Below are 11379 nucleotides of genomic sequence, written 5' to 3'. Positions count from 1 at the left end.
CAACGGGCTTGCATCGGCGCCACACTCTCCGTGTCGCTGCGGCGTAATGATATCAGTGAGAGAGCGCCATCAAAATTCAAACTCTGCAATGAACAAAATCGTATTCAAAATTGCTACCGTCCGTGAATGGTCTAAGGCGACCATAGATGGAGTATATACCGGATCGGTCGATGATCGTCGCGATGGCTTCATACATCTTTCGGCGCAACATCAGCTTCCCGGCACATTAGAAAAACATTTCAAAGACAAAGGCGATCTTGTTCTCATCGCGTTTGAGGCCTCGACATTAGGCCCCGAACTCAAATGGGAACAATCGCGCGGCGGAGACCTTTTCCCGCACCTCTACAGCAACTTGTCGGTGTCCAAAGCAATGTGGCAGCGTCACCTTCAAAACGATGAGAATGGCATACCGCGAATTGAAGAGGAATGGTTCGTGTGCTGAAAAATTTCTACCGCTTCGCGCGCTCCGCGCTTTTCGCACTCGGCCCAGAAGAGGCCCACGAGGCTTCCCTCAAGGCACTGGAATGCGGAATTTACCCGCGCCCACTCAAACCCGACGATAGCGTGCTGGCGCAATCCGTCTTTGGTCTTGAATTCCCCAACCCCATCGGCATCGCCGCCGGCTACGACAAAGACGCACGCGTACCCGACGCAGTCCTTGGAATGGGCTGCGGCTTCGCCGAAGTTGGTACGGTAACACCGAAACCGCAGAGCGGAAATTCACGCCCGCGTGTATTCCGCCTCCTGGAAGACAAGGCCCTGATCAACCGGCTCGGCTTCAACAACGGCGGCCACACCGCGGCATTGGACCGGCTCGAAGCGCGAAAAAATCGCGGCGGCATCGTCGGCGTCAACATCGGCGCGAACAAAGACAGCGACGACCGCGGCGAAGATTATGTTCTGGGATTGATGCGGTTCACATCGCTTGCCAGTTATTTCACCGTCAACATCTCCTCGCCGAACACGCCAGGCCTGCGCGACCTTCAAGCGCCCGAAGCGCTCGACGAACTTCTGACGCGGATCATGGCGACGCGCACGCGGCTGGTCAAAGATGGTGCGTTACGCCGTCCGATCATCGTCAAGATCGCGCCCGACATCGCCGAGGCCGACATCGCGCCGATCGTCGAACGCCTCGTCGCGCACCGCGTCGATGGCATCGCAGTCTCCAATACGACCCTCACCCGCAACGGCGTCAAATCGCCGTTGGCGCACGAGACAGGCGGCCTCTCCGGACAACCGCTGTTTGCCCGTTCGACCGCCATGCTCGCCCGCATCTACCGGGAAACCGGTGGAAAAATTCCGCTCATCGGCATCGGCGGCATTGGTTCCGGCAAGCAGGCCCTGGAAAAAATCGAAGCCGGCGCCACATTGTTGCAGCTCTATACGGGTCTTGTGTACGAAGGGCCAAGCCTCATCAGTGAGATCAAGTCCGTCCTGACCGACGCCCTGAAGAGCAGCGGCCAGTCGAGTCTCGCCGCCATCCGCGGCCGCCACGCCGACTACTGGGCGAAACAGCCGCTTTAGAGATAGAATGCCGCGGGGACGGTACCAGTCGAACGCTTATCGCAACGAAGTCTGATACGTGCCGCGTAAAACCACCGACAAGCCCCCCCGCAAAGCGCGCCCGCCAACCTCGCGCGCAAAGCCGAAGCCGCGCAGCGCTGCGTTGGTCGCACCGCTTCCGAAAAAGAAATCACGTCGCGCCGAAGCTGCTCTCGATACGGCACACCTCCCGCCAGAAATCGCGGACTGGTTTGCGCATCGCGGCTGGACGCCAAGGCCACATCAGCTGGCACTTCTTGATGCCGCCCGCGAGCGCCGCTCGACACTGCTGATCGCTCCGACCGGCGCGGGCAAGACGCTCGCGGGCTTCCTGCCGAGCCTGATCTCCATTCATAACGGCGGCCGGAAGAAAACCGGCGCCGGGCTGTACACGCTTTACATCTCTCCGCTGAAGGCGCTTGCCGCCGACGTGGAGCGCAATCTCAACACACCAATCGAAGAGATGGGGCTGAAGGTCCGCACCGAAACGCGTACCGGCGATACGTCCCTCGCGCGCCGCCAGCGCCAGCGCGTGAAGCCGCCGCACATCCTGCTGACGACGCCGGAGCAGGTTGCGCTCCTGCTAAGCCACCCGGACGCGCCCTATCTCTTCGCTGATCTCGATACGATCATCCTCGACGAGCTTCACGCGCTTGCCGCCTCGAAGCGCGGCGATCTGCTCGCGCTCGACATCGCCCGCCTTCGAAAGCTCGCGCCTAACGTCATGACCATCGGCCTGTCGGCAACCGTCGCGCGCCCGAGCGAATTGCGCGGCTACCTGGTAGCGCAGACCGATCCCGAAACGATGACGAACCTCGCCGGTCTCGTCACCGTCAAAGGCGGCGCCAAGCCCGTCATCGAAATCCTGGAAGCGGAAAACGATATCCCCTGGACGGGCCATACTGCCCGCTACGCCATGCACGAGGTCTACGACGCAATCCGCGCGCACAAGCTGACGCTCCTCTTCGTCAACACGCGCATGCAGGCCGAATATGCCTTTCAGGAACTCTGGCGCATCAACGACGAAAACCTGCCGATCGGCCTGCATCACGGTTCGCTCGAAGCCACCCAGCGCAAGAAGGTCGAAGCGGCGATGGCCGAAGGCCGCCTGCGCGCCGTCGTCGCCACCTCCACACTCGACCTCGGCATCGACTGGGGCGACGTCGATCTTGTCATCCATCTCGGTGCGCCCAAAGGTGCAAGCCGCTTACTGCAACGCATCGGCCGCGCCAATCACCGGCTCGACGAGCCGTCGCAAGCAATCCTCGTTCCCGGCAATCGCTTCGAAGTTTTGGAATGCCGCGCCGCCCAGCAAGCCGCCGAAGCTGGCGATCAGGACGCGCAGCTGTCCCGCAGCGGCGCACTCGATGTCCTCGCCCAGCACGTGCTCGGCATGGCCTGCGAAGCCCCCTTCGATCCGGACACGCTGTTCGATGAAGTCCGCTCTGCCCTCCCCTACGCGGGTCTCACACGAAATCAATTCGACCGCACCGTCGATTTCGTCTCGACCGGCGGCTACGCCCTTCGCTCCTACGAACGTTTCGCCAAACTCCGCCCAACCGACGACGGTAAACTGCGTGTCGCCAATCCCGGCATCGCGCAACAATACCGTCTGAACATCGGCACCATCGTCGATGCGCCACATCTCAAAGTCCGCCTCATCGCCCATCGCGGCGCCAAGCGAATGCCGAACATGGGCGGCCGGGTGCTGGGCGAAGTCGAAGAATATTTCGCCGAGCAACTGACGCCGGGCGATACATTCGTCTTCGCCGGACAGGTGCTGCGCTTCGAAGGCATTCGCGATACCGAAGTCTTCGTCACGCGGGCCAACGCCGAAGACCCGATGGTGCCGAGTTACGACGGCGGCAAATTCCCGCTGTCCACGCATCTCGCGCGCCGCGTTCGCGATATGCTCGCCGACCCCAGCGTCTGGTCGGCGCTTCCAAATCCTGTCGCCAACTGGCTTGAGTTGCAGACCGAATTCTCAGTCATGCCTGCGCCCGATGAGGTGCTGGTCGAAACCTTCCCCCGGGGCAACCGCCACTTCCTCGTCGCCTATCCGTTCGAAGGCCGCCTCGCGCACCAGACGCTCGGCATGCTGCTGACCCGCCGCCTCGACCGTATCGGCGCCCAGCCTGTCGGCTTCGTGGCGAACGATTATGCGCTCGCCGTCTGGACGCATGGCGACATGTCCGATCTGATCGCCAACGGCCGGCTTTCGCTCGCCGAACTCTTCGACGAAGACATGCTTGGCGACGATCTCGACGCCTGGTTGGCCGAAAGCGCCTTGATGAAGCGGACATTTCGCCTTGCGGCCGTCATCGCCGGTCTGATCGAGCGCCGCCACCCCGGCAAGGTCAAATCCGGCCGCCAGGTGACGATCTCGACCGACCTGATCTATGACGTGCTGCGCCGCCACGACCCGGACCACCTGCTGCTGGAAGCCGCCTGGGCCGACGCCGCCACGGGCCTGCTCGACATCAAGCGGCTCGGCGCGTTTCTCGCTCGCATTAAAAACCGAATCAGGCACCAACTTCTCGACCATGTGTCGCCGCTCGCCGTGCCGGTGCTGTTGGAGATCGGCGTTGAGCTGGTCTACGGTCAGGATCGCGATGCGGTTCTGCGTGCGGCGGCCGACGAATTGATACGCGAAGCGACGGGGGATGCAGAGCAATGAACATGCTGAAACCGGAGCGCATCGGGCTCGATGATTTCGCCGATCAGCCGGTCAACATCTGCGGAAAGACCTTCCTCGCCCATAAATTCGGCGCACTCTACTGGCCTGCCGAGCGCGCGCTGATCGTCTCCGACCTTCATCTCGAAAAAGGCTCGGCGTTCGCGGCGCGCGGCCAGATGCTGCCGCCTTATGACACGCGAGAGACCCTGAGCAAGCTGGCAGCTCTGATTGATCGCTACCAGCCCGAAACGGTCATTTCGCTCGGCGACAGCCTGCACGATTCCGATGGCGCGGCGCGCATGGATCAAGCCGATATCGAAAGCCTGCACATGCTGCAGGAGGATCGCGATTGGATCTGGATCACCGGCAATCACGATCCCAAGATCGACCGCACGCTGGCGGGCTATGTCGTCGAGGAAGTCATCGTCGGCGGTATCGCGCTCCGTCATGAGCCACGTTCCGGCGCGGCGACGCATGAGATTGCCGGACATTTTCATCCCGCCGCCCGCCTCGTGTTTCACGGCACGTCACTGCGGCGGCCATGCTTCGTCGGCAATCGCCTGCGTCTCGTGATGCCAGCGTTCGGTGCCTATACGGGCGGTCTCAATATTCTCGACATGGCCTTCGAACCGCTGTTCGGCGATGATGGTCTTGACGTCTGGATGCTCGGCCACGAAGGCCTCTATCCCGTCGCCCCCCGCCTGCTGCGCGACGATTGAGATCGAAGCGATCAGGCCGGCTTGCGGAATGCGAACGCCGCAGCAAGCCCTGATGACACCGCAAGCAGCACCGTCACGATGCCGTACAGAAACGGCTGCGTCATTGCAGTCTCGTGAATGTAACGCTCGACACCTTCACGTTGCAGCATGACGCGATTGCTGTATTCGCCGAGCATGTGGCCGCCTTTGAACAGATACACATGCGCCGTCAGCGGCCCGACCGGGACATTGGGTGGCAACGCAATCGTTGCACGGAAAAGACTGCTGCCGATGAACGACGCGCCGAAGTCCGATTTGACGTAGACGCGGTCTCGCTCCTTCAAACGGATCAGCGCTTCCTTGAACGCTTGCAACTCCGCCGGATCGGTCGCATCCGTTCGGCTCTGCGCAGCGCGAACCATCCGCACATGATCGAACCCGATCCCTTGCGCATCGAGCACCGCCTTGTCCGCGATCTCATCAATTGGCCGCGTCGAGGCAATGGCATAATAGCTCGGCACCGACGCAAAGCGCATCGACTGCGTGTTGACCCATATGCCGCCCACGCGCGACTTTCGGCGCACGACGACCGGCGCCGGAATGCCTTCGACCACCACAATCACGTCATAGGTACCGGCCTCTGGACTGGATTGCACGCTGTTCGTGACCGCTCCGAAGACCAGAATTTCCGTGCCCGTGAAGCTCGATGTGATGGCGACCTGCCGCGTCGAGGCGTCGGCTTCGACGCCTTCTTTCGGCACCTCCGCCGCCGCAGCGCCTGCGAAACCGATCATCACGGCCATCGTTGCTAAAAACCACCGCATCAGGATGCCCCCGCCACAGCCGCGAGCGAGAACAGATCGGCAGGCGGTACGACAAGCTCGTACGCCATCCGCGCAGCAACGAGCAAAATGACCGCGCCCAACAACGCGCGCAGATGTTCGCCGCGCAATTTCTCCCCAATCATCGTTCCGAATTGCGCACCAATCACCCCGCCGACGATCAAGATCAAAGCGAGCACCACATCGACCGTCTTGTTCTCGACAGCGTGCAGCACGGTTGCCAGCGCCGCAACGAATACGATCTGAAACAGCGACGTGCCGATAACGAGCCCTGTCGGCATCCGCAAGAGGTAGATCATCGCCGGGATGATGACGAACCCCCCGCCGATGCCCATGATCGCCGACAGGCAGCCAATGAACATGCCGATGATCACCGGCGGAACGGCGCTCATGTAAAGCTTCGAGCGTGGGAACCGCATCTTGAGCGGCAAGCCTTCCATCCAGCCATGCTGACCGGATTTTCTGGCCGTCGTCCCGCCAGTCGAGCGCACCCGGCGCGACGCGTTGATGCCCTCTACGAAAATCACCGTGCCGACCACGCCGAGAAAAATGACGTACATGAGCGCGACAGTGAAATCGAAGTATCCCAGACGCCGCAAGATCTTCACCGCACTGACGCCGAGATAGGTTCCCGTCAGGCCGCCCATCAGCATGACGAGCCCCATCCGGATATCGACGTTGCCGCGGCGATAATGTGTGATCGCGCCCGATACCGAAGACGCCACGACATGCGAGGCGCTGGTCGCCACCGCGACCGCCGACGGAATGCCCAGAAACGTCAGCAGCGGCATGAGCAGAAAGCCGCCGCCGACACCGAAAAGACCTGAGAGAAAACCGACACTCATCCCGAGAGCCAAAAACACGATGACGGAAACCGACATCTCGGCGATCGGCAGGTAAAGGGTCATCCTCGGATCCGAAACGGCATGGTACAGGCGATGGAACTAGCGTCTAACAGGATTTCCCGCCAGGAGACACCACGCGGCGCGTCGCGGCAAGCTCTAGCCGTTGAGGCCGTTTCTGGGATTTTGTTTCCATAGATCGCCGGCAACGTGGGCATCGTTGATCGCGCGATCGGTAGGCGTCATCCGCCAGGCGTCAATCATCTTTCTCGCAACGGTAATATCCTGCGCCGTCAGCTTGCCGCGAAGAATATCGCGGCGGCGGACTGCATCTGCGTCACCACCTTGCGCGGCAAGCGAAAGCCACATGAACGCCGTCCTCAGATCGCGCGTCACGCCAAGACCGTTCTCATAAAGAACAGCCAGATTGAATTGGCTGTCGGGCAGGCCGCGCTTGGCAGCTTCCTCGAACCATTGCGCCGCCGTCGTGTAATCGGGGGCGCGATCCGATTGGTTGGCCGAGAGCACAGCGAGATTGTGCATGGCCTTGATGTTGCCCTGCTCGGCTGCGCGCAGATACCAGGTGCTCGCTTGCTTCCGGTCGGCCTTCAAACCGAGACCACGTTCATAAAGCGTGCCGAGACGATACTGCGCCAAGGCGAAACCCTGTTCGGCCGAGCGCTGATACCATTTCGCGGCCTCAGCGAAATTCTGCGGCACGCCCTCGCCTTCCGCGAACCGCGCGCCGACTTCGAACTGAGCCGATGAATCCCCGTTAGCCGCCGCGAGCCGAAACGACAGCGGACCGATCATCGCCGGCGGCATATCGAGCCGCGATGACTTCTGCCCCCCGACCGGTGCGCTTGTGTTTTGCGCCGGCGGCGCGATGCCTTCCGTTTCCGCTTCCGTCGGAATCATCGACGCCGGGACCACGGCAGATTCGTCTGGCCGCGCCGCAGCGCTTCCAAGCTCACCCGAAATGTTCGCCATCGCCTGATGACGCCGCGCCTGGATCAGCTCGGCTTCCGTTACCGGATGATCGAGATCGACCGCAACGCCTGTCATCGGCAGCGTCGTCCGCGGTGTAGAATCCGGGTCGATCGAGGCCGTCGTCGCAGGCGCGCCGCCGTCATGCGGACTGAGATCGCTGCGCGGACCATTGACCCCGCCTTGCGCGTTCGGTTCACCAGCGGGCGCCGAAGGGGCTTGCGACCCCGACGACGGCTCGGAAGCCGACGGTGCACCCGAAGCCTTTGCTGCATCAGTGGCGTTGCCCGGTTGGACTGTCTTGCTTTGCGTGGTGGTTGCAGGAGCGGCCTCCTGCACGGCCGCCGACTGGGGCTTGCTTTCGAAGCCGAAGGCATACCAAAGCCCGGCAAGCGCCAAGAGCACGAAGCCCGCGATGATCATCAGCCGCGGCGACGGCGCAGTGGGTCCCGACGTGTTCTTTGCAAGCGCGCTCGAAGGCCGGATTGGCCGGCTGCCGGCTGGCGCCGAGCCGCTTGCATACGCCATCCGCGTTGCCGACAGCGATGGCGCGACGGAATCGTCAATGTCGTCGCCCTCGGCGCTGAGACGCATCTTGGCCCGGCGCGCATCAGCAATGAATTCCTGCCGCATCTTTTCGCTGCGCAGCGCCATTTCTTCCGGCGACATTCCCGTCTCGCTGACCGCCGAAAGCGGTGGCGGCGAGACGGCATCGGGAAAGGCGCCATGGCTATCGTCTTCGTCGAAAGCAAACGGCTGAGCACCAAAGTCGTCATCGCGCAGTGCATCGCTGCCGAACATTTCCGTTCGCGCGCCGTAGTTGACCGCATGGTCGGCCTCGAAGATCCGCGGCGGCGGTTGCTGCGGCGGAAAGTCGATCGCTTCCACCCTGTCGAGCAGACGAACCATAGCTTGCTGCATGGTATCGAGAAGCATTGCGGTTTGTTCGCCGCCCTGACGGTTTTCCGTCATGAGCTGCTCGATCAGCGGACGAAGCTCGTCCGCTGCTGCATTTCGCTCATCCGGAGGCCGGCTCGCAAATCGCTGCGCCGTTTCTTCCGCTACCGCCCGAGCGACCGCACCGATGTCTGCCGATTTGGCGTTCGCCGCCTGCATCTCCGCGAGTGTTTGCGACACGTTCGCAAGCTGCGCTTCGATAGTGTTGAGCCGATCGAGCTGATCGTTCGTCTTTTCGAGACGATTGACGATCTCTTCCATGTGCGCCTCGATCTGCTGCACAGTAGCGAGGTCGTCATGGGTGGCTACGCCTGCGAACACTTTCGCGAACTGGCGCTCGAACTGATCGAAACGCTGATCGAAGTCTGAGAACTTGCTCTCGGGCTTCACATGCGCGAGCGAATATTCGATGCCGCGCGCAATCTCGGCGAACCGGCTTTCAAGCCATGCCTCGTCGATGTTCGAAGTGCCGCCCGTGGCCTCGTCGGCATCGCGTGCAGAGGCTGCAGACGGCGGATAGGCGGACGCTTCGTAGACACTCGCGAGCGCTTCCGCGTCGTCCCGGTCCCAAGGGTTGTTCAGATCGGCATGGCCCGAACGTGCTGCCGCCCGATGCTGGCGCGTCCGCGCCGCTCCACGCGTGCCAATTCGATCGACATCGACCAGGCGATGAGCCAGCTCGCCAATGCCTGCTTCGATCTGCTCGAAGGCCGGCGCGAATTGATCGGGAATGCGCATACGCAGGAGATCGGCCTCGCGCCCCATCCCCGAAATCCGATCCTGCATTTCGCTGAGCGCAGCCGTGTGCCGACGATCGGCGTCCTGAAGCTGGGCGGCAATCGTATCGAGGATCGATTTGAGTTCGTCGCGGCTGTCGTCACCGGACTCGTGCGGGTCCCTTCCCTCCCGACGCTCAGCACCCATTTCCGATTTCGACATCTTCCCCTCGAGACAGCGCGATTGCGAACGGTCCGGGAGAGCGCAGCCGCCGCGCGCTCGGGACATCGGGGGGTCCGTACCGCGCAGGTCAAATGCGATCGTTGGCGGACGCGACACAAATCAGCTTCGAAGGCAACTTTTGGTCGCCGGGAGTAAACGTCGAGTTAAGGAGCGTGCCAGGACGATAAAAATCGCGACTTTTCAATATATTATTAGAGGAAACTTTTGATCTGGCGGCCGCCGACACCACCGCCTCGCACGGGTTGATTCGCTGAAATGGCTGTGGCCAGCGGTCTTGCCATAGTTCCGGCATATGACCATTTCGCTGGTAACGGTCAGCGGAGGACTTTCAATGACCTTGAGGGCGACGCGGGCAACCATGCTCGGTCTTTCCATTCTGCCGATACTGGCAGCGGCTTCAGTTGCAGAACCATCGGGTGACACCGCCGAACGGTTCACGATGTCCCCAGTCGAGGGCGGCTTCCTGCGTCTCGACAAGCAGACAGGCGCCGTCGCCATGTGCGCCAAGAGCGGCAACGAATGGGCCTGCAAATCCGTCGACGATCGGACCACCAACACACCCGCCGACAAGCTTTCACGCCTTGAATCGGAGAACCACGATCTGAAGGCGCGCGTGAAAGAACTTGAAGAGATGATCGAGACACGACCGCCCGGTGTTCCGTCGCCGCCCGGTCCGCTTGCCGATGCGCCACCGCCGGACGACAAGGTCCAGCTCCCGACGGATGAGGAAGTCGATCAGGCGCTCGACTACATCTCGCGCGTCTACAAGAAGATCCGCGATCACGTCAGGGATTTGGATAAGCCTCTGCCGCCGGACGACCACGCCGCGCCGTCACCGCCGCCCGTGCCACCATCGGCCACGCCGGGTCCAAAAGGCTCGCTCTAGATAAAGATATCAGTCCGCAAATTTGCGCGTAGCGCGGATGAGTTCGTGCAAGAGCCCCGGCTCCGTCATCGCGTGTCCAGCGTCAGGCACAATGCGCAGATCGGCGTTACCCCAGGCCTTGGCGAGCATCACCGCGTTCCGCACGGGCGTCACGACATCGTAACGTCCGTGCGCAATGACGCCGGGAATATCCTTCAGGCGGTGGGCTTCAAGAAGCAACTCGCCGTCCCTCCAGAAGAAACCAGCGTTGACGAAGTAATGGCTTTCAATTCGGGCGAAGGCCAGCGCATAGCTGTCTGCGCCGAACCGTGCCACGCGATCGGCTTCCGGAATGAGCGAGAGCGTCGTCCCTTCCCAGATGCTCCAGGCACGCGCTGCGGCAAGGCGGACGCTGAGATCGTCGGACGTCAACCGGCGGTGATAGGCGCCGATCATGTCGTCGCGTTCGTCGGGCGGAATCGGCCGCTGGAATTCGGCAAAGGCTTCCGGGAAAATCCAGCTGCATCCGTCCTGATAGAACCAGCGCAGTTCCGCTTGCGTCAGCAGAAAAATGCCGCGCAGAACCATCGCGGTCACTCGCTCGGGATACGCTTCCGCGTAAGCGATCGCCAGCGTCGACCCCCACGAGCCGCCGAACAACTGCCAGCGGTCGATGCCGAGTTCGCTGCGAATGCGCTCGATGTCGGCGACGAGATCGTGCGTCGTATTGTGATCGAGCGACGCGTTCGGCGTCGAACGCCCGCACCCGCGCTGGTCGAACAGCACGATGCGATAACGGTCGGGATCGTGAAACCGCCGCATCGTCGGATTGCAGCCGCCGCCCGGACCGCCGTGCAGAATGACGACCGGTCGACCATTCGGGTTTCCGCATTCCTCGACGTAAAGCGTATGCCCGCCGCCGACCGGCAGCCGGGTCTCGCGGTACGGCGTCAATGGCGGATAGAGATCGAGGCGATCGCGAATGGTCATGGATTGCTCTTTAGAGGCC

The 11379-nt window shown here is 62.1% G+C and carries 9 protein-coding genes; 5 read left to right on the top strand and 4 right to left on the bottom strand.

Features of this window, described 5'->3' with window-relative positions; translation table 11 throughout:
• The first annotated feature begins 88 nt into the window (after positions 1-88).
• Genes RLW41_RS14685 through pdeM form a run of 4 tightly spaced genes read left to right on the top strand, consistent with a single transcriptional unit; the run spans position 89 to position 4938 of the window.
• Positions 89-442, top strand: a complete 354-nt coding sequence (locus RLW41_RS14685; RefSeq protein ID WP_414461950.1) for a DUF952 domain-containing protein — start codon at positions 89-91, stop codon at positions 440-442.
• Positions 427-1524, top strand: coding sequence for a quinone-dependent dihydroorotate dehydrogenase (locus RLW41_RS14680; protein ID WP_414461949.1), 1098 nt, complete (start codon positions 427-429; stop codon positions 1522-1524). The genes RLW41_RS14685 and RLW41_RS14680 overlap by 16 nt, the downstream gene beginning before the upstream one ends.
• 58 nt (positions 1525-1582) lie before the next feature.
• Positions 1583-4219, top strand: a complete 2637-nt coding sequence (locus tag RLW41_RS14675; RefSeq protein WP_414461948.1) for a ligase-associated DNA damage response DEXH box helicase — start codon at positions 1583-1585, stop codon at positions 4217-4219.
• On the top strand, positions 4216-4938 hold the full coding sequence (pdeM, locus tag RLW41_RS14670) for a ligase-associated DNA damage response endonuclease PdeM (RefSeq protein WP_414461947.1): 723 nt from the start codon (positions 4216-4218) through the stop codon (positions 4936-4938). The genes RLW41_RS14675 and pdeM overlap by 4 nt, the downstream gene beginning before the upstream one ends.
• A gap of 11 nt (positions 4939-4949) precedes the next feature.
• On the opposite strand, the gene RLW41_RS14665 is transcribed toward pdeM, so the two are convergent.
• The 3 genes from RLW41_RS14665 to RLW41_RS14655 form a co-directional block, all read right to left on the bottom strand.
• A complete protein-coding gene (locus tag RLW41_RS14665; RefSeq protein WP_414461946.1) occupies positions 4950-5741 on the bottom strand; it encodes a TIGR02186 family protein in 792 nt (263 codons plus the stop codon).
• Complete coding sequence (locus RLW41_RS14660) at positions 5741-6667, bottom strand: sulfite exporter TauE/SafE family protein (protein ID WP_409562393.1); 927 nt, start codon at positions 6665-6667, stop codon at positions 5741-5743. Before RLW41_RS14660 ends, RLW41_RS14665 begins: the two co-directional genes overlap by 1 nt.
• Positions 6668-6760: 93 nt before the next feature.
• On the bottom strand, positions 6761-9484 hold the full coding sequence (locus tag RLW41_RS14655; protein ID WP_414461945.1) for a sel1 repeat family protein: 2724 nt from the start codon (positions 9482-9484) through the stop codon (positions 6761-6763).
• Between the two features lie 352 nt (positions 9485-9836).
• Here RLW41_RS14655 and RLW41_RS14650 point away from each other — a divergent pair, with 352 nt between their 5' ends.
• Positions 9837-10391, top strand: coding sequence for a hypothetical protein (locus tag RLW41_RS14650; RefSeq protein ID WP_414461944.1), 555 nt, complete (start codon positions 9837-9839; stop codon positions 10389-10391).
• Between the two features lie 9 nt (positions 10392-10400).
• Here the strand turns inward: RLW41_RS14650 and pip are convergent, their stop codons facing one another.
• Positions 10401-11360, bottom strand: a complete 960-nt coding sequence (gene pip, locus RLW41_RS14645; protein ID WP_414461943.1) for a prolyl aminopeptidase — start codon at positions 11358-11360, stop codon at positions 10401-10403.
• Positions 11361-11379 lie beyond the last annotated feature (19 nt).

Source organism: Hyphomicrobium sp. DY-1 (assembly GCF_047497105.1).
Classification (GTDB): Bacteria; Pseudomonadota; Alphaproteobacteria; order Rhizobiales; family Hyphomicrobiaceae; genus Hyphomicrobium_B.
Note: the sequence above shows the minus strand (reverse complement) of the source record. Positions and strands in the feature narration are given on the sequence as shown.

What these genes read in the sequence shown, in the direction of transcription:
- RLW41_RS14685 (WP_414461950.1), top strand. Translation starts at nt 89, where the DNA reads ATGAACAAAATCGTATTCAAAATTGCTACCGTCCGTGAATGGTCTAAG.
- RLW41_RS14680 (WP_414461949.1), top strand. Translation starts at nt 427, where the DNA reads ATGGTTCGTGTGCTGAAAAATTTCTACCGCTTCGCGCGCTCCGCGCTT.
- pdeM (WP_414461947.1), top strand. Translation starts at nt 4,216, where the DNA reads ATGAACATGCTGAAACCGGAGCGCATCGGGCTCGATGATTTCGCCGAT.
- RLW41_RS14665 (WP_414461946.1), bottom strand. Translation starts at nt 5,741, where the DNA reads ATGCGGTGGTTTTTAGCAACGATGGCCGTGATGATCGGTTTCGCAGGC.
- RLW41_RS14660 (WP_409562393.1), bottom strand. Translation starts at nt 6,667, where the DNA reads ATGACCCTTTACCTGCCGATCGCCGAGATGTCGGTTTCCGTCATCGTG.
- RLW41_RS14655 (WP_414461945.1), bottom strand. Translation starts at nt 9,484, where the DNA reads ATGTCGAAATCGGAAATGGGTGCTGAGCGTCGGGAGGGAAGGGACCCG.
- RLW41_RS14650 (WP_414461944.1), top strand. Translation starts at nt 9,837, where the DNA reads ATGACCTTGAGGGCGACGCGGGCAACCATGCTCGGTCTTTCCATTCTG.
- pip (WP_414461943.1), bottom strand. Translation starts at nt 11,360, where the DNA reads ATGACCATTCGCGATCGCCTCGATCTCTATCCGCCATTGACGCCGTAC.